A 17,817-nucleotide genomic window follows, 5' to 3' on the forward strand; every position below is an offset into this window, starting at 1 on the left:
GAGTGCCGGCACGGCACCCCGTCAGCGCGGGACTCCGTCAGGCGTCCGGTCCCGCCGCCGACATGCCGTGCACGGCCGGGACGGTGCCCAGGCGGCCCTTCTGGAAGTCCTCGAAGGCCTGCTGGAGCTCTTCCCGGGTGTTCATGACGAACGGCCCGTAGTGCGCCATCGGCTCGCGGATCGGCTGCCCGCCCAGCAGCACGACCTCCAGGTCCGGGGTGTGGGAGTCCTGCTTCTCGTCCGCGCGGACGGTCAGCGAGCCTCCGGCGCCGAAGACGGCGGTCTGCCCCAGGTGGACCGGACGCCGCTCGGCGCCCACGGAGCCGCGGCCGGCCATCACGTACGCCAGGCCGTTGAACTCCTCCCGCCAGGGCAGGGTGACCTCCGCGCCCGGCGCGAGCGTCGCGTGGACCATCGTGATCGGCGTGTGCGTGATGCCGGGGCCCTCGTGACCGTCCAGCTCACCGGCGATGACCCGCAGCAGCGCGCCGCCGTCGGGGGAGGTGAGCAGCTGGACGCTGCCACTGCGGATGTCCTGGTACCTGGGGGCCATCATCTTGTCCCTGGCCGGCAGGTTCACCCACAGCTGGAGGCCGTGGAAGAGCCCGCCCGACATGACGAGCTGCTCCGGCGGCGCCTCGATGTGCAGCAGACCGGAGCCCGCCGTCATCCACTGGGTGTCGCCGTTGGTGATGGTGCCGCCACCGCCATTGGAGTCCTGGTGGTCGAATATCCCGTCGACGATGTAGGTGACGGTCTCGAAACCGCGGTGCGGGTGCCAGGGCGTTCCCTTCGGCTCCCCGGGCGCGTACTCCACCTCACCCATCTGGTCCATCATGATGAACGGGTCGAGATGGCGGTAGTTGATCCCGGCGAACGCGCGGCGGACCGGGAAGCCCTCACCCTCGAAACCGCTGGGCGCGGTCGTGACGGTGAGCACGGGACGTGCGACGGCGTCGGCGGGCGCGGATACACGGGGCAGCGTCAACGGGTTCTCGACGGTCACTGCAGGCATGTCGGTACCTCCTCGGGTACGCCCACTTTAGTTGAGCGTTGAACTTCTTGCCACCTGGAACCGAGAAAGCCCGGAGGGCATTCCCTCCGGGCTCGCGGCGTCGGCGGCCGGTCGGCCACCCCTCAGGCTCTGACGCCTAGCCGTACATGCGGCGCATCGCGAAATCGACCATCTGTTCGACGGCTTTCGCGTCGAACACCATCCGGTGCTCCCCCTCCATGTCCAGCACGAAGCCGTAGCCGGTCGGCAGCAGGTCGATCACCTCCGCCCCGGTGATCACGAAGTACTTCGACTCCTTGCCCGCGTACCGGCGCAGTTCCTTGAGGCCGGTGAACATCGGGATCACCGGCTGCTGGGTGTTGTGCAACGCGAGGAAGCCCGGGTTGTCGCCGCGCGGGCAGTAGACCTTCGAGGTCGCGAAGATCTGCTGGAAGTCCTCGGCGGACATCTGGCCGGTGGTGAAGGCGCGCACCGCGTCCGCGAGCGAGGGCGGGGACGGCTCGGGGTACAGCGGCGGCTGCTGCCCGTACCCGCCGGACATCCCGCCGGACATCGGCTGCTGCGGCGGGGCGTACTGCTGCTGCTGTTGGCCCGCGGTCTGGTCGTAGCCGTACATGCCGCACAGAGTAACGAGTAACGAGTCACAGATGTCCGGCTCGGGGTTGCTTCTTATTACCGACGGGTAGCATCATCGTAGCTACTACTCGGTACGTGTAGTTGGTATGTGTACAGATGCGAGGAGTCAGTGCCTCGCCGATCTCTCAACGGAGCCGTCGCCATGGGGCACTACAAGCCGAATCTCCGGGACATCGAGTTCAACCTCTTCGAGGTGCTCGGCCGCGACAAGCTGTACGGCACCGGCCCGTTCGCGGAGATGGACACGGACACCGCCAAGAGCGTCCTGGAGGAGCTGACCCGCCTCTCGGAGAACGAGCTGGCCGAGTCCTTCGCCGACGCCGACCGCAACCCGCCGGTCTTCGACCCCCAGACCAACACCGCGCCGGTCCCGGCGTCCTTCAAGAAGAGCTACCAGGCCTTCATGGACTCCGAGTACTGGCGGCTCGGCCTGCCCGAGGAGATCGGCGGCACCACCTCCCCGCGCTCCCTCATCTGGGCGTACGCGGAGCTGATCCTCGGCGCCAACCCGGCCGTGTGGATGTACTCCTCCGGCCCCGCCTTCGCGGGCATCCTCTTCGAGGAGGGCAACGAGGCGCAGAAGCACATCGCGTCCTTCGCCGTCGAGAAGCAGTGGGGCTCCACCATGGTCCTCACCGAGCCGGACGCCGGCTCGGACGTCGGCGCCGGCCGCACCAAGGCGGTCCAGCAGGAGGACGGCTCCTGGCACATCGAGGGCGTCAAGCGCTTCATCACGTCCGGCGAGCACGACATGTCGGAGAACATCCTCCACTACGTCCTCGCCCGCCCCGAGGGCGCCGGCCCCGGCACCAAGGGCCTGTCCCTCTTCCTCGTCCCGAAGTACGAGTTCGACTTCGAGACCGGCGAGCTGGGCGAGCGCAACGGCGTCTACGCCACCAACGTCGAGCACAAGATGGGCCTGAAGGCCTCCAACACCTGCGAGATGACCTTCGGCGACCGCCACCCCGCCAAGGGCTGGCTGATCGGCGACAAGCACGACGGCATCCGCCAGATGTTCCGCATCATCGAGTTCGCGCGGATGATGGTCGGCACGAAGGCGATCTCCACCCTCTCCACGGGCTACCTCAACGCCCTGGAGTACGCCAAGGAGCGCGTCCAGGGCCCCGACCTGGCCAACTTCATGGACAAGTCGGCCCCCAAGGTCACCATCACGCACCACCCGGACGTCCGCCGCTCCCTCATGACGCAGAAGGCGTACGCGGAGGGCATGCGCGCCCTCGTCATGTACACCGCATCCGTCCAGGACGAGATCCAGGTCAAGGAGGCGGACGGCGAGGACGCGACCACCGAGCACGCCCTCAACGACCTGCTCCTGCCGATCGTCAAGGGCTACGGCTCGGAGAAGGCCTACGAGCAGCTCGCCCAGTCGCTCCAGACCTTCGGCGGCTCCGGGTTCCTCCAGGAGTACCCGATCGAGCAGTACATCCGCGACGCCAAGATCGACACCCTGTACGAGGGCACCACGGCGATCCAGGGCCAGGACTTCTTCTTCCGGAAGATCGTCCGCAACCAGGGCGCCGCGCTGAACTCGCTCGCCGAGGACATCAAGAAGTTCCTCGCCCTCGGCACCGGCGGCGAGGAACTGTCCGGCGCCCGCGAGCACCTGGCCAAGGCCGCCGTCGAGCTGGAGGCCATCGTCGGCCTCATGCTCACCGACCTCGCCTCCACCGAGCAGGACGTCAAGAACATCTACAAGGTGGGCCTCAACACCACCCGCCTGCTGATGGCGTCCGGCGACGTGATCGTCGGCTACCTGCTCCTCAAGGGCGCCGCCATCGCCGCCGAGAAGCTGCCGACCGCGTCCGCCAAGGACGTCTCCTTCTACACCGGCAAGATCGCCGCGGCGAAGTTCTTCGCCGCGAACGTCCTGCCCGGCGTCACCCTGGCCCGCAAGACCGCCCAGGGCGTCGAGCTGGACCTGATGGAGCTGGACGAGGCCGCCTTCTAGGACCGGCCGGGGTCCCTCCACCAATTCCACACACCCTGACGAGGGCCCGCTCCCGCCGCACGGGAAGCGGGCCCTCGCACGTCGTTAAGGTGAACCCCATGAGCGCACCCTCCCGCTTCGACCGCGGCCACACCGACGACCTGATGTCCTTCCTCGCGGCCGGACCCACGCCGTACCACGCCGTGGCGAGTGCCGCCGAGAGGCTGGAGAAGGCCGGTTTCCGGCAGGTCGCGGAGACGGACGCCTGGGAAGGGACGACCGGCGGCAAGTACGTGCTGCGCGGCGGCGCGATCGTGGCCTGGTACGTCCCCGAGGGCGCGGCCCCGCACACTCCCTTCCGCATCGTCGGCGCGCACACCGACTCCCCCAACCTGCGCGTGAAGCCCCGCCCCGACACCGGGGCGCACGGCTGGCGCCAGGTCGCCGTGGAGATCTACGGCGGCCCCCTGATGAACTCCTGGCTCGACCGCGACCTGGGCCTGGCCGGCCGGCTCACCCTGCGCGACGGCACGACCCGCCTGGTCGACATCGACCGCCCGCTGCTGCGCGTCCCGCAACTCGCCATCCACATGGACCGCAACGTGTCCGCGGAGGGCCTCAAGCTCGACAAGCAGCGCCACCTCCAGCCGGTCTGGGGCCTGGGCGACACCGTCCGCGACGGCGACCTGATCGCCTTCCTGGAGGACGAGGCGGGGCTCAGCCGCGGCGAGGTCACCGGCTGGGACCTGATGACCCACTCCGTGGAGCCCCCGGCGTACCTGGGCCGCGACAGGGACCTGGTGGCCGGGCCCCGCATGGACAACCTCCTGTCCGTGCACGCCGGCGTGGCCGCCCTGGCCGCGGTCGCCACCTCCGGCGCGGACCTCCCGTACATCCCGGTCCTGGCCGCCTTCGACCACGAGGAGACCGGCTCCCAGTCGGACACCGGCGCCGACGGTCCGCTCCTCGGCAGCGTGCTGGAACGCTCGGTCTTCGCGCGCGGCGGCTCGTACGAGGACCGGGCGCGTGCCTTCGCCGGCACCGTCTGCCTGTCCTCCGACACGGGCCACGCCGTCCACCCCAACTACGCGGAGCGGCACGACCCGACGCACCACCCGCGCGTCAACGGCGGCCCCATCCTCAAGGTCAACGTCAACAACCGCTACGCCACGGACGGTTCGGGCCGCGCGGTGTTCGCCGCCGCCTGCGAGAAGGCGAACGTCCCCTTCCAGACCTTCGTCTCCAACAACTCCATGCCGTGCGGCACGACCATCGGCCCGATCACCGCTGCCCGGCACGGCATCAGCACCGTCGACATCGGCGCCGCGATCCTCTCGATGCACAGCGCCCGGGAGTTGTGCGGCGCGGACGACCCGTACCTGCTGGCGAACGCGCTGGTGGCGTTCCTGGAGGGCTGAGCCGGGAGCCGGCCCCCGAGCGCGCTCCGGCCGGAACACCCCCGCACCGCATGGGTGTTCCGGCCGGGGGTACCCGCACGGAACCGGATCGACCGGATTCCCGGAACCGACCGGATCTACAGGGAGGCGACACTCATGGGCCTCGGCGGGTGCATCATCCTCATCGCCGTGGGAGCCATCCTCACGTTCGCGACCGACTGGGACATGCAGGGTGTGAACCTCGACCTGGTCGGTGTCATCTTCATGATCGTCGGCCTGATCGGTGTGGCGACGTTCAGCAGCATCGCCCGGCGCCGTCGCGTCGTGATGCCGCCGACGACCCCGGTCGTCGAGGAACGGCCCCACCACCACACCCGGGACGGCTACAACAACGGCTACGGCGCCTGAGCCCCACCGGTCCGCGTGCCGGGCCCCCGCCGGCGCCTGCCCGCCGGCTCACGTCAGCGCGTGCCCCGTCGTCGCGTCCACATGGGCGGGCACCTCGTCGTGCCGGTCGCCCACGGTCGACGTCCCCGTCGGTTCGAGGAGCAGGATCGCGGCGGGGACGGGGGCGTACGGCTTGTGCTCGGTGCCGCGCGGAACGGTGAAGACCGAGCCCTTGGGCAGGACGACCGTACGTTCGCCGCCGGGTCCGCGCAGAGCGATGTGCAGTTCGCCGTCGAGCACCAGGAAGAACTCGTCGGTGTGGTCGTGCACGTGCCAGACGTGCTCGCCCTCGACCTTGGCGATACGGACGTCGTAGTCGTTGAGGGTGGTGACGATGCGGGGGCTCCACCGCTCGGAGAAGGACTCGAGGGCGGAGGCGAGGGAGACGGGTTCCTGTGACATGACGCCATCGTGCGGGGCGCCGTGCCCGCCGGACGAGTGCTAGAAATCGCACATGCCGCAAGGATCCTCTCAGCAGCCTCGCCCGCACCGGGTCGCCGTGATCGTCGACGAGGGCACCAATCCGTTCGAGGTCGGCTGTGCCACCGAACTGTTCGGCCTGCCGCGGCCCGAGCTGGGGCCGGCCGAGCCGCTGTACGAGGTGTCGCTGTGCGGGCCGGCGCCCGCGATCCGGATGAACCACGGGTTCTTCACGCTCGCCGACGTACCCGGGCTGGACACCGCCGACCGGGCCGACACGCTCGTCGTCCCCGGCCGGCCGGACAACGTCGTACCGCGCGGCCCCGCCGTCCTGGACGCCATCCGGCGCGCGCACGCGCGTGGCGCCCGCGTCGTCAGCCTCTGCACCGGCAGCTTCGCACTCGCAGAGGCCGGGCTGCTGGACGGACGGCGGGCGGCCACGCACTGGCTGTGGACGGACTCCTTCCGCCGGCTGCACCCCAGGGTGCTGCTGGAACCGGACGTGCTGTTCGTGGACGAGGGCGACATCCTCACCGCCGCGGGCAGCGCGGCCGCGCTCGACCTCGGGCTGCACCTCTGGCGCCAGGACCACGGCGCCGAGATCGCGGGCGCCGTCTCCCGGCGGCTGGTGTTCGCCGCGCACCGGGACGGCGGGCAGCGGCAGTTCGTGGAGCGGCCGGTGCCGCACGTGCCCGACGAGTCGCTCGCGCCCCTGCTGGAGTGGGCGCAGGAGCGGCTGGGCGAGCCACTGACCGTGACGGACCTCGCGGAGCGCGCGGCGGTGTCACCGGCGACCCTGCACCGGCGTTTCCGGGCCCAGCTGGGGACGACGCCGCTCGCCTGGCTGACGGCCGAGCGCGTGACCCTCGCCCGGCGTCTGATGGAGCGCGGGGAGCGGCGGCTGGACGTGGTGGCGGCCCGCAGCGGGCTGGGGACCGCCGCGAACCTGCGGGCGCGGCTGCGGCGCGAGACCGGGCTCAGCCCGTCGGCCTACCGGCGGCGTTTCGGCCCGGGCGTGGGGGAAGCGATCACAACATGAGATTCCTCGTGTACGACCGGCTCCTCGGCTTCGGTGACGACTACTGGATCGAGGACGACAACGGCGACAAGGCCTTCCTCGTCGACGGCAAGGCGATGCGGCTGCGGGACACCTGGGAGCTGAAGGACGCCCGGGGGAACGTCGTCATCGGCATCCACCAGAAGATGCTCGCCCTGCGGGACACGATGGTGATCGAGCGGGGCGGTGAACCGCTGGCGCGGATCAGGCGCAAGCGGCTGTCGCTGCTGCGCAACCACTACCGGGTCTCCCTGGCCGACGGCACCGAGCTGGACGTCAGCGGCAAGGTGTTCGACCGGGAGTTCGCCATCGAGTACGACGGTGAGCTGCTGGCCGTCGTCTCCCGGCGGTGGCTGACCCTCCGGGACACCTACGGCGTCGACGTCGTCCGGGACGACGCGGACCCGGCCCTGCTGATCGCGCTGACGGTGTGCGTGATCCACCTGGCGGAGAAGGAGCGGGAGAAGGCGGGCGAGGGGGAGACGGAGGGGGACTGATCCCCGGGACTGATCCCCGGAACTGATCCCCGCCCCCTCCTCCGCTGCTACCGCCGCGGCGTCCGGAGTCCCAGCGCCCGGTCTTTCAGGGCCGGGAACTGCTCGCGGGTCCGCGCCACCTTCGCCGGGTCGAACTCCACCGTGAGGATCTCCTCGTCCGCGCCGGCCTCCGCCAGCACCTCTCCCCACGGGTCGACCACGATCGAGTGACCGGCCTGCGGAACTCCGGCGTGCGTCCCGGCCGTTCCACACGCGAGGACGAACGCCTGGTTCTCCACCGCCCGTGCCTGTGCCAGGAGCGTCCAGTGGGACCGGCGGCGCTCCGGCCAGCCCGCCGGGACGACGAGCGTCTCGGCGCCGTCGTCGACCAGGCCGCGGAAGAGTTCGGGGAAACGGAGGTCGTAGCAGGTCGCCACGCCAAGGGTCGTCTCGGGCAGACGGACCGTCACCAGATCGCCGCCCGCGCCCATCAGCACGGCCTCGCCCTTGTCGAAGCCGAACCGGTGGATCTTGCGGTAGGCGGCGGCCAGGTCACCGGAGGGGGAGAAGACGAGAGAGGTGTTGTAGAGCCGGCCGTCCGAGGCACGCTCGGGGACGGACCCCGCGTGCAGCCACACGCCCGCGTCGCTCGCCGCCTTCGCCATCGCCTCGTACGTCGGGCCCTCAACCGGCTCGGCCGCCGCGCCGAACTCCTCGAAGGCGAACGCGCCCGTGGTCCACAGCTCCGGCAGTACGACGAGATCGGCGCCCGCCTGCTCCCGTACCAGCGACGCCGCCCGGCGACGGCGCGCTTCCACTGATTCATCAGCGTTCACGGCGATTTGGATCAAAGAGGCGCGCACGCTACCACCGTCCTGCCATTCGGGCCGTCCCCAAGGGTGTCCACACAGCCTACGATCGTCACACGAAAGCACTGCCGGGGTACCGCACGGCAGCGTAACTTAGCGTCTCAACACGCCCACTGACCGCCGCCACCTCCCACAGGCACCGCCGCCGAAACAACCGCCCGTGTACCGACCGCCCGAGGGGTCCCGTTCCGTGAGTCTGCATCCCACCCTCCAGCCCTACGCCGACGCCTGGACTCACTCCATCGAGGCGATAACCGAGCTGGTCCAGCCGCTTGTGGAGGCAGAGTGGAACCGCCGCACCCCCTGCCCCGGCTGGTCGGTGCGCGACGTCGTCTCCCACGTGCTGGGTCTGGATTCCGAGATGCTCGGCGACCCTCGCCCCATCCACACGCTCCCGCGCGACCTCTTCCACGTCACCAACGATCACCAGCGCTACATGGAGATGCAGGTCGACGTCCGCCGCCACCACACGGCGCCGGAGATGACGGCCGAGCTGGAGTACATGATCATCCGGCGTAACCGCCAGTTGCGGAACGAGTCGCGGGACCCCGGCACGAAGGTGCGCGGCCCGCTCGGCACCGAGCTGACCCTGGAGGAGGCGATGCGCCGGCACGCCTTCGACGTGTGGGCGCACGAGCAGGACCTGCGCGCGACCCTCGGCCGGCCCGGCAACCTCGACTCCCCCGGCGCGCACGTCGCCCGTGACGTGCTGCTCGCCGAGCTGCCGGATGTCGTCGCCGAGCGCGCCCAGGCGCCGCGCAGCTCCGCCGTCGTCTTCGACGTCCACGGCCCGGTCGAGTTCCTGCGCACCATCCGCGTCGACATCCAGGGCCGCGGAACCCTGGAAACGGCCCCCGCCCTCGGCCCCGCCGCCACCCTCACCCTCGACTGGGAGACCTACGTCCGCCTGGCCTGCGGCCGCGTGACCCCGGCCGCGGCGGCGGACCGCATCAAGACGGAGGGCGACCAGGACCTGACGGCGGCGATCCTGCGCAACTTCACGGTCACTCAGTGACGCCGGTGAGTATCCTCAGCCCGTCCGGCGTTTGAGGACGAGGCCGTCCAGGCCGAAGCGGGGGTCTGGGGGCGGCAGGCCCCCAGCCCGGCCGGCACCCACGCCGGGTGCCTACACAGGCACGTGCACCGTCTCCACCCGGCTCGCCACAAGCCGCTCCCGCTCCCTGCGGGCCGCCCGCTTCCTCAGCCGCAGGATCTGCGACACCCCGACCGCCTGGAGCACGAACACCGACGAGAAGGCCACCGTGTAGTCGTCCCCGGTCGCGTCCAGCAGCACCCCGACCGCGAACAGCGTGGTCATCGACGCCACGAAGCCCCCCATGTTCGTGATCCCGGACGCCGTCCCCTGCCGCTCCGGCGGATTCGCCGGCCGCGCGAAGTCGAAACCGATCATCGACGCCGGACCGCACGCGCCGAGCACCGTGCACAGCACGACGAGCAGCCACATCGGCGCGTGGTCGGCCGGGTAGGCGAGCGTCGCCGCCCACAGGAGCGCCGTCGCGCCCACCGTGCCCAGCGCCAGCGGCAGCCTGGCCGCGTGGTGCCGGGCGATGATCTGGCCGTAGACCAGGCCGACCGTCATGTTGGACAGCACGACGAGGGTGAGCAGCCCGCCGGCCGTGGCCCGGGACAGACCCTGCGCGTCGACCAGGAACGGCATCCCCCACAGCAGCAGGAACACCATCGCCGGGAACTGGGTGGTGAAGTGCACCCACAGCCCGAGCCGCGTCCCCGGCTCCCGCCAGGACGTTGCGATCTGCCGCCGTACGTACGCGGCCCCCTGGTGCGGCAGCGGCTCCGGCTCGTGTCCCTCGGGGTGGTCCTTCAGGAACAGCAGCAGGAGGACGAAGACGACCACGCCCGCCAGCGCGCTGCCCGCGAACGCCGCCGTCCAGCCGATGCCGTGCAGCAGCCGGGCCAGGACCAGGGTGGAGACCAGGTTGCCCGCCATGCCGACCAGCCCGGCGAGCTGGGCGACCATCGGCCCGCGCCGGGCCGGGAACCAGCGGGTGCCCAGCCGCAGCACGCTGATGAACGTCATCGCGTCCCCGCAGCCGAGCAGCGCCCGCGAGGCGAGCGCCATGCCGTACGACGGGGAGAAGGCGAAGCCCAGCTGCCCGACCGTGAACAGCACGACGCCGATGCCCAGCACCTTCTTCGTGCCGAGCCGGTCGACCAGCAGGCCGACGGGTATCTGCATACCGGCGTAGACCAGCAGTTGCAGGATGGAGAAGGTGGACAGGGCGGAGGCGTTCACGTGGAAGCGGTCGGCGGCGTCGAGGCCGGCCACACCCAGGGACGTACGGAAGATGACGGCGACGAAGTAGACGGAGACGCCGACGCTCCAGACGGCGATCGCCCGGCGGCCGCCCGGGGGTACCCCCTTGGAGGGAGGATCTCCGGGCAGCGTCTTCCCGGCCGACGTGTCCGAACTCATCGGACCTCCCCCCGGGCCAGGTGCGAGAACCAGCCCACGTGCCGGTGGACCACACCGACGGCCGCCTCCGCGTCCCCGGCGCGCAGCGCTTCGAGGATCTCCTCGTGCTCGGCGAGGGTCTTGGCGATCCGGTCGGGGTGGGAGTGCATGACGGCGACGCCCATGCGCAGCTGGCGGTCGCGGAGCTGGTCGTAGAGGCGGGAGAGGATCTCGTTGCCGCCACTGCGGACGATCTCGGCGTGGAAGCAGCGGTCGGTGACGGAGGCAGCGGCGAAGTCGCCGGCGGCGGCCTGCTCCTTCTGCCGGTCCAGCAGCTCCGCCAGCCGCTCCACGAGAGCGGGCGGGGCGGGTACGGCCTTGCGCGCCGCGTGCTCCTCGACCAGCAGCCGGGTCTCCACCACGTCCGCGATCTCCTGCGCGGAGACGGGCAGGACCAGCGCGCCCTTCTTCGGGTAGAGCCGGATCAGCCCCTCGGCCTCCAGCCGGAGCAGCGCCTCGCGCACCGGTGTGCGGGAGACACCCACGGCCTCGGCGAGCTCGCCCTCGGTGAGCAGCGTCCCGCCCTCGTAGTGGCGCTCGAGGACGCCCTGCTTGACGTGGGTGTAGACGCGGTCCGCCGCTGGGGGTTGCCTCACTGCCGTGGTCATGCCGACAGGATAGATACAACAGGGACGCAAGAAGATCCCGGTCCAGCATGCGGACGTGCCGCCACTCATCAGGGGGACGCGGTGTTCCGCCCCCGGCCACCGTGCCACCGCCCGTGCTATTCACAAGGCGCACGGGCACGGCCGGCCCCGCATCGACCACAAGTCGGCCGCGCCGCAGGGGAATTCACCGAAACCGGGGTACTCGACTTGATAGACGTCATTCAGGGCGCCCGGCTCCGCCGAGCCGTCGTCGCCGCGCTGACCGGCGGCGCCGTACTCGCGACCGGGGCCCTCGCCACCGCACCCGCGCAGGCCGCCGCACCCGTACGGGCCGCCGCTCCCGCGCGGGCCGCCGCACCCTCGATCGTCGCCAAGGGCGGCTTCGTGATGGACAACGCGAACGGCAGGTCGCTCTACACCAAAGCCGCGGACACCAAGCGCGCCACCGGCTCCACCACCAAGATCATGACCGCCAAGGTCGTGCTCTCCCAGCCAAAACTGAACCTGGACGCCAAGGTCACGATCCAGATGGCGTACAGCGACTACATCGTGTCGAAGAACGCCTCCTCCGCGCGCCTGATCGTCGGCGACAAGGTGACGGTCCGCCAACTGCTGTACGGGCTGATGCTCCCGTCGGGCTGCGACGCCGCGTACGCGCTGGCCGACAGGTTCGGCACCGGCAGGACGCGCGCGGCCCGGGTCAAGTCCTTCATCGGCAAGATGAACTCCACCGCCAAGAGCCTCGGCATGAAGAACACGCGCTTCGACTCCTTCGACGGCATCGGCAACGGAAAGAACCACTCCACGCCGCGTGACCTCACGAAACTCGCGAGCAGCGCGATGAAGAGCTCCACCTTCCGCACGATCGTGAAGACGAGGAAGTACACGGCGAGGACGACCACCAAGAAGGGCGGCACCCGCACCATGGCGCCCTGGACCAACACCAACACGCTGCTCGGCAGTTACAGCGGCGCGATCGGCGTGAAGACCGGGTCGGGCCCGGAGGCCAAGTACTGCCTGGTCTTCGCCGCGACCCGAAAGGGCCGGACCGTCATCGGCACCGTGCTGACCTCCTCGTCCTCGGCCCAGCGCGCCAAGGACGCGACGAAGCTCATGAACCACGGCTTCGCCGGGCTGAGCTGAGCCCGCCCCTCCCGCCTCCCCACGGGCCCGTCGCCGCCGCGACGGGCCCGTTCGTTGTTCCGATGAGCCTAATGGTGATAGCTTCATTAGCACCATGCTGCTGAGTCTGGACAAGAACGACACCCGCCCCCTGCACGAGCAGGTCGCCGGCGCCATCCGACGTGCCATCGCCGAGGGGGAGTGCGCCCCCGGGGACCGCCTCCCCTCGGCGCGCGACCTCTCCGAGGCCCTGGACGTCAACGTCAACACCGTGCTGCGCGGCCTGCGCGGCCTGCGGGACGAGGGCCTGCTGGAGTTCCGCCGGGGCCGGGGAGTCACCGTGGCCGAGGGCGCCCGACCGCACTCCGGATTGCAGATCCGCGTACGGGAGCTGGTCGCCGAGGCCGCACGGCTGGGCTACAGCAGGACCGATGTCATCGACATGATCAGGGGGATGCCGTGAAAGACAGGACTGTGGCGGTTCGGACGACGGCCGCGGTGTGGACGGTCGGTGTCACGGCCGTACTCGCCGGGCTGCCGTTCGTGGCGCGGGAGCGGCTGCCCGACCGGCTGGCGACCCACTGGAACCTGGACGGAAGCACCCCGGACGGCTCGATGCCCCTGTGGGCGGCCTCCGTCTTCCCGGCACTGATCTGGCTGGTGACGGCGGTGGCGGTCACCGTCCCGCTGATGCGGGCCGGCCCGGCGGTACGTCCGTGGATCACCGTCACGCTGCTCCCCACCGGCATCGTGCTGGCCGGCGCGCAGGCCGCCGTCGTCCGGGCCAACCTGGACCGCGCGGACTGGCACCAGGCCAGTCAGCCGACCGCGTGGGTCGTCGCGATCCTCGTGCTGGCCGCGGTCGCGGGAGTGGCCGGGTGGCTGGTCGTCACCCGGCGGCCGAGCGCCTCGGCCGACGACACGACGCCCGGCGGCGACACCCCCGCGCTGAACCTCCCGAAGGGCCGGCGACTGGCGTGGTTCTCCCGGACCGCCAATATCTGGCTCCAGCTCCTGGCGGCCGTGACCGGCCTGGTGGCCGTGGCCGCGCTCGTCGCCCTGGTCGTCGGCCTGGCGTCCCCGGGCACGCTGTGGTCGCTGTTCGCCGCCTGCGCCGCCGTCTCCCTCGCCTGCGCCCTGTGCTCCTCGGTGCAGGCGCGCGTCTCGGAGCGGGGCCTGGAGGTGTCCTTCGGCCCCTTCGGCTGGCCCGCTCGGCGCTGGGCACCCGGCGACATCGAGACCGCGCGCGCCGAGGACCGCCTGCCCACCCAGGTCGGCGGCTGGGGCTACCGCGTCAGCGGACTCGGCACGACGGTGATGCTGCGCGCCGGGGAGTGCCTGGTCATACGCGGTCGAGGCAGCCGTACGGACTTCGCGGTGAGCGTCGACGACGCGGAACGCGGCGCGGCCCTGCTCAACGCGCTGCGCACGGACCGGGTTTCCTGATGCCGGGCGGGGAACAGCCCCCGTAGGAGCTGTTCTCCGGGAAGACCGTGCGCCCCGCCCCGGGGAACGACGGAGCCGCGCGTCCCCGGGCGGGACGCGCGGCTCCGTCTCTCGTACTCCCGGTGCCTTACGCCCAGGTGAGCAGTCGCTTCGGCTGCTCCAGGACCGCCGCCACGTCGGCGAGGACCTTGGAGCCCAGCTCGCCGTCGACCAGGCGGTGGTCGAAGCTCAGCGCGAGGGTGGTCACCTGACGCGGCTTCACCTTGCCCTTGTGCACCCACGGCTGGAGCTTGATCGCACCGACCGCGAGGATCGCGGACTCGCCGGGGTTGAGGATCGGCGTGCCGGTGTCGACGCCGAAGACGCCGACGTTGGTGATGGTCACCGTGCCGGCCTGCATCGCGCCCGGGGAGGTCTTGCCCTCCCGGGCCGTCGACACCAGCTCGCCCAGGGACCCCGCCAGCTGCGGCAGCGTCTTGGCGTGGGCGTCCTTGATGTTCGGGACGATCAGGCCTCGCGGGGTCGCCGCGGCGATGCCCAGGTTGACGTAGTGCTTGACCACGATCTCCTGCGCCGCCTCGTCCCAGGACGCGTTGACGTCCGGGTTGCGCTTGATCGCGACCAGCAGGGCCTTGGCGATCAGCAGGAGCGGGTTCACCCGCAGACCCGTGAACTCCTTGTCCTGCTTCAGCTCCTCGACCAGCTTCATCGTGCGCGTCACGTCGACCGTGACGAACTCGGTGACGTGCGGCGCCGTGAACGCCGAGCCGACCATCGCCGCCGCCGTCGCCTTGCGGACGCCCTTGACCGGGATACGGGTCTCACGCGCCGTGTCGTACGCCACCGGGGCGGGGGCCGGGGCCGCGGAGGCCGCGGCGGCGGGTGCCGGCTCGGACTCCGGGGTCTGCCGCGCCGGGGCCACCGCCGCGTGCACGTCCTCGCGCGTGATGATGCCGTCCGGGCCGGTCGGGGTGACCGTGGCCAGGTCGACGCCGAGGTCCTTGGCCAGCTTGCGCACCGGCGGCTTGGCGAGCGGGCGCGACCCCTTCGTCACCGGTGCCGGACCGTGACCGTTCATCTCGGACTGGATCGCGGCCGGGGCCGCCGACGCCTCCTGGGCCGGAACCTGGGTCTCCGCGCCCTTGCGCGGGCGCCGGCGGGTCGCGGAGGTGGACACCCCGTACCCGACCAGGACCGGCTGCCGGGCCTCCGGCTTCTTCTCCTCCGGCGCCTTCTTCGGCGCCTCGGCCACGGCCTGCGCGCCCGCCGTGTCGTCCCCGACGGGTGCCTGCGCCGGTTCCGCGGCGGCGGCCGCCCCGTCGCCGACGGCCACCGCGATGATCGACGTACCCACGTCGACCGTGGCGCCCTCGGGGAAGCGCAGCTCGCGGACCACACCGTCGTAGGGGATGGGCAGTTCGACGGCGGCCTTCGCCGTCTCGACCTCGCACACCACCTGGCCGTCGGTGACCGTGTCACCGGGCTGGACGTACCACTTGAGGATCTCGGCCTCGGTGAGTCCCTCGCCCACGTCGGGCATCTTGAACTCGCGTACGGACCCTTCGGTCATCGTCGTCACGACCCTCTCCTCAGTACGCCAGCGAGCGGTCGACGGCATCCAGCACCCGGTCCAGGTCGGGCAGGTACTCCTCCTCCAGACGCGCCGGCGGGTACGGCGCGTGGTAGCCGCCGACCCTCAGCACCGGGGCCTCCAGGTGGTAGAAGCAGCGCTCCGTGATCCGGGCCGCGATCTCCGCGCCCGAGCCCAGGAACACCGGCGCCTCGTGGACCACGACCAGGCGGCGGGTCTTCTCCACCGACGCCTGGATCGTGTCGAAGTCGACCGGGGAGATGGACCTCAGGTCCACCACCTCCAGCGAGCGGCCCTCCTCGGCCGCCGCGTCGGCGACCTCCTGGCAGAGCTTCACCATCGGGCCGTACGCGGCCAGCGTGAGGTCGCCGCCCTCACGCACCACGCGCGCGGTGTGCAGCGGGCCGGGGATCGCCTCCGTGTTGACCTCGGCCTTGTCCCAGTAGCGCCGCTTGGGCTCGAAGTAGATCACCGGGTCGTCGCTCTGGATGGCCTGCTGCATCATCCAGTACGCGTCCGCCGAATTCGACGGGGAGACCACCTTCAGGCCCGCCACGTGCGCGAACAGCGCCTCGGGGGACTCGGAGTGGTGCTCGACCGCTCCGATGCCGCCGCCGTAGGGGATACGGATGACGACCGGCATCTTGACCTTGCCCAGCGAGCGGGCGTGCATCTTCGCCAGCTGGGTGACGATCTGGTCGTAGGCCGGGAAGACGAAACCGTCGAACTGGATCTCCACCACCGGCCGGTAGCCGCGCAGGGCGAGACCGATGGCGGTGCCGACGATGCCGGACTCGGCCAGCGGGGTGTCGATGACCCGGTCCTCGCCGAAGTCCTTGTGCAGACCGTCGGTGACCCGGAAGACACCGCCCAGCTTGCCTACGTCCTCACCCATGATCAGGACCTTGGGGTCCGACTCCAGCGCGCGGCGCAGCGACTCGTTGATCGCCTTGGCCAGCGCCATCTTCTCCGCAGCCATGTCAGACCCCCTCCGCCTCTGCGAACGACGCCTGGTAGGCGGCGAACTGGGCTCGCTCCTCGTCGACGAGCGCGTGCCCGTCCGCGTACACGTTCTCGAAGATGGCGAAACGGTCCGGGTCCGGCATGGCACGGACCACTTCGCGTACTCGCTTGCCCAACGCCTCGCTCTCCGCCTCCAGTTCCCCGAAGAATCCCTCGTCCGCGTGGTTTGAGGACTCCAGGAAGCGGCGAAGGCGCAGGATCGGGTCCTTCGCCTCCCAGGCGGCGCGCTCGTCGTCGTGCCGGTAACGGGAGGGATCGTCCGAGGTGGTGTGGGCGCCCATGCGGTACGTGTACGCCTCGATCAGCGCCGGGCCCTCGCCGCGCCGCGCCCGCTCCAGCGCCCACCGGGTGACCGCGAGGCAGGCCAGCGCGTCGTTGCCGTCGACGCGGACGCCGGGGAAGCCGAAGCCCTGGGCGCGCTGGTAGAGCGGCACCCGGGTCTGCTTCTCGTTGGACTCGGAGATCGCCCACTGGTTGTTCTGGCAGAAGAACACCACAGGGGCGTTGTAGACGGCGGCGAAGTTGAACGCCTCGCTGACGTCGCCCTGGCTGGAGGCGCCGTCGCCGAAGTAGGCGATCACGGCGGAGTCCGCGCCGTCCTTGGTCACGCCCATCGCGTAGCCCGTGGCGTGCAGCGCCTGCGAGCCGATGACGATCGTGTACAGGTGGAAGTTGTTGCTGTTGGGGTCCCAGCCACCGTTGTTCACGCCGCGGAACATGCCGAGGAGGTTGGTCGGGTCCACCCCGCGGCACCAGGCGACGCCGTGCTCGCGGTAGGTCGGGAAGACGTAGTCGTCCTCGCGGGTGGCCCGGCCGGAGCCGATCTGGGCGGCCTCCTGCCCCAGCAGCGAGGCCCACAGGCCCAGCTCGCCCTGGCGCTGCAGGGCGGTGGCCTCGGCGTCGAAGCGCCGGGTGAGCACCATGTCGCGGTACAGGCCGCGCAGCTCGTCGGGGGTGATGTCGGCGACGTACGCGGCGTACTCCGCGTAGGCCGAGTTCTTGGCGGTCCCGACGCGTTCGCCCTCGGGCGTCAGCAGCTGCACGAGCTCCGTCTCGGAGCCCTTCCCGGCAGCGGCGGTGCGGGTGGTGTGCTTGGCGCCGGTGCTGCCGGACTTGGCCGCGGTCCTGGCGCCGGTGGCGCCGGACTTGGCGGCGGTCTTGGCGGCGGTCTTGGCGGCTGTGGTGCCGGTTTTGGTGCCGGTGGTACCGGTCGCCTTGCTTCCGGCGCTGCGTCGCGGCTTGCGCGCGGCAGTGCTCTCGGTCACGTG

18 protein-coding genes are annotated in these 17,817 nt (G+C 71.0%); 9 read left to right on the forward strand and 9 right to left on the reverse strand.

Annotated features, from left to right (window positions below; genetic code table 11):
- Positions 1–37: 37 nt before the first annotated feature.
- Both QC283_RS27285 and QC283_RS27290 read right to left on the reverse strand, forming a co-directional pair.
- The gene (locus QC283_RS27285) at positions 38–1,015 is read right to left on the reverse strand and encodes a pirin family protein (RefSeq protein ID WP_279564355.1); all 978 of its coding nucleotides are present in this window, start codon (positions 1,013–1,015) and stop codon (positions 38–40) included.
- Positions 1,016–1,151: 136 nt separating this feature from the next.
- Positions 1,152–1,631 carry an SseB family protein gene (locus QC283_RS27290; RefSeq protein ID WP_019324792.1) on the reverse strand — a complete coding sequence of 160 codons (480 nt, stop codon included), beginning with the start codon at positions 1,629–1,631 and terminating at the stop codon, positions 1,152–1,154.
- 162 nt (positions 1,632–1,793) lie between these two features.
- On the opposite strand from QC283_RS27290, the gene QC283_RS27295 reads away from it, so the two are divergent.
- The 3 genes from QC283_RS27295 to QC283_RS27305 all read left to right on the forward strand — a co-directional run bounded on the left by QC283_RS27295 (position 1,794) and on the right by QC283_RS27305 (position 5,404).
- Positions 1,794–3,620, forward strand: a complete 1,827-nt coding sequence (locus QC283_RS27295) for an acyl-CoA dehydrogenase (protein WP_279564356.1) — start codon at positions 1,794–1,796, stop codon at positions 3,618–3,620.
- A gap of 98 nt (positions 3,621–3,718) precedes the next feature.
- Complete coding sequence (locus tag QC283_RS27300) at positions 3,719–5,017, forward strand: M18 family aminopeptidase (RefSeq protein WP_279564357.1); 1,299 nt, start codon at positions 3,719–3,721, stop codon at positions 5,015–5,017.
- Positions 5,018–5,152: 135 nt separating this feature from the next.
- On the forward strand, positions 5,153–5,404 hold the full coding sequence (locus QC283_RS27305) for a DUF6458 family protein (protein WP_279564358.1): 252 nt from the start codon (positions 5,153–5,155) through the stop codon (positions 5,402–5,404).
- A gap of 48 nt (positions 5,405–5,452) precedes the next feature.
- Here QC283_RS27305 and QC283_RS27310 read toward each other — a convergent pair whose 3' ends face one another.
- A complete protein-coding gene (locus tag QC283_RS27310; protein WP_279564359.1) occupies positions 5,453–5,845 on the reverse strand; it encodes a cupin domain-containing protein in 393 nt (130 codons plus the stop codon).
- Between the two features lie 52 nt (positions 5,846–5,897).
- Here QC283_RS27310 and QC283_RS27315 point away from each other — a divergent pair, with 52 nt between their 5' ends.
- Entirely contained in the window at positions 5,898–6,902 is a 1,005-nt protein-coding gene (locus QC283_RS27315; RefSeq protein ID WP_279564360.1) for a helix-turn-helix domain-containing protein, read from the forward strand.
- Complete coding sequence (locus QC283_RS27320) at positions 6,899–7,417, forward strand: LURP-one-related/scramblase family protein (protein ID WP_279564361.1); 519 nt, start codon at positions 6,899–6,901, stop codon at positions 7,415–7,417. Before QC283_RS27315 ends, QC283_RS27320 begins: the two co-directional genes overlap by 4 nt.
- A 47-nt stretch (positions 7,418–7,464) precedes the next feature.
- On the opposite strand, the gene QC283_RS27325 is transcribed toward QC283_RS27320, so the two are convergent.
- Complete coding sequence (locus tag QC283_RS27325; protein ID WP_279564362.1) at positions 7,465–8,259, reverse strand: carbon-nitrogen family hydrolase; 795 nt, start codon at positions 8,257–8,259, stop codon at positions 7,465–7,467.
- Between the two features lie 196 nt (positions 8,260–8,455).
- On the opposite strand from QC283_RS27325, the gene QC283_RS27330 reads away from it, so the two are divergent.
- Positions 8,456–9,280, forward strand: a complete 825-nt coding sequence (locus QC283_RS27330) for a maleylpyruvate isomerase family mycothiol-dependent enzyme (protein ID WP_279564363.1) — start codon at positions 8,456–8,458, stop codon at positions 9,278–9,280.
- A gap of 111 nt (positions 9,281–9,391) precedes the next feature.
- Here the strand turns inward: QC283_RS27330 and QC283_RS27335 are convergent, their stop codons facing one another.
- Together QC283_RS27335 and QC283_RS27340 are read right to left on the reverse strand one after the other, a co-directional pair.
- Positions 9,392–10,720: an MFS transporter gene (locus tag QC283_RS27335; protein ID WP_279564364.1), complete on the reverse strand. Its 1,329-nt coding sequence runs from the start codon at positions 10,718–10,720 to the stop codon at positions 9,392–9,394.
- Positions 10,717–11,367 carry a GntR family transcriptional regulator gene (locus QC283_RS27340; protein WP_279564365.1) on the reverse strand — a complete coding sequence of 217 codons (651 nt, stop codon included), beginning with the start codon at positions 11,365–11,367 and terminating at the stop codon, positions 10,717–10,719. Before QC283_RS27340 ends, QC283_RS27335 begins: the two co-directional genes overlap by 4 nt.
- 207 nt (positions 11,368–11,574) lie before the next feature.
- Between QC283_RS27340 and QC283_RS27345 the strand changes: the two genes are divergently transcribed.
- The 3 genes from QC283_RS27345 to QC283_RS27355 all read left to right on the forward strand — a co-directional run bounded on the left by QC283_RS27345 (position 11,575) and on the right by QC283_RS27355 (position 13,935).
- The gene (locus QC283_RS27345) at positions 11,575–12,510 is read left to right on the forward strand and encodes a D-alanyl-D-alanine carboxypeptidase family protein (RefSeq protein ID WP_279564366.1); all 936 of its coding nucleotides are present in this window, start codon (positions 11,575–11,577) and stop codon (positions 12,508–12,510) included.
- Between the two features lie 94 nt (positions 12,511–12,604).
- Positions 12,605–12,952: a GntR family transcriptional regulator gene (locus tag QC283_RS27350; RefSeq protein ID WP_279564367.1), complete on the forward strand. Its 348-nt coding sequence runs from the start codon at positions 12,605–12,607 to the stop codon at positions 12,950–12,952.
- A complete protein-coding gene (locus QC283_RS27355; RefSeq protein WP_279564368.1) occupies positions 12,949–13,935 on the forward strand; it encodes a DUF1648 domain-containing protein in 987 nt (328 codons plus the stop codon). Before QC283_RS27350 ends, QC283_RS27355 begins: the two co-directional genes overlap by 4 nt.
- Before the next feature lie 127 nt (positions 13,936–14,062).
- On the opposite strand, the gene QC283_RS27360 is transcribed toward QC283_RS27355, so the two are convergent.
- The 3 genes from QC283_RS27360 to pdhA are packed head-to-tail and all read right to left on the reverse strand — an operon-like array spanning position 14,063 to position 17,814.
- A complete protein-coding gene (locus tag QC283_RS27360) occupies positions 14,063–15,514 on the reverse strand; it encodes a dihydrolipoamide acetyltransferase family protein (protein ID WP_279564369.1) in 1,452 nt (483 codons plus the stop codon).
- A gap of 10 nt (positions 15,515–15,524) precedes the next feature.
- Entirely contained in the window at positions 15,525–16,505 is a 981-nt protein-coding gene (locus tag QC283_RS27365; protein WP_279564370.1) for an alpha-ketoacid dehydrogenase subunit beta, read from the reverse strand.
- Between the two features lies 1 nt (position 16,506).
- The gene (gene pdhA / locus QC283_RS27370) at positions 16,507–17,814 is read right to left on the reverse strand and encodes a pyruvate dehydrogenase (acetyl-transferring) E1 component subunit alpha (RefSeq protein WP_279564371.1); all 1,308 of its coding nucleotides are present in this window, start codon (positions 17,812–17,814) and stop codon (positions 16,507–16,509) included.
- Positions 17,815–17,817: the final 3 nt, after the last annotated feature.

Source organism: Streptomyces sp. DH41, assembly GCF_029813785.1.
Taxonomy (GTDB): Bacteria; Actinomycetota; Actinomycetes; order Streptomycetales; family Streptomycetaceae; genus Streptomyces.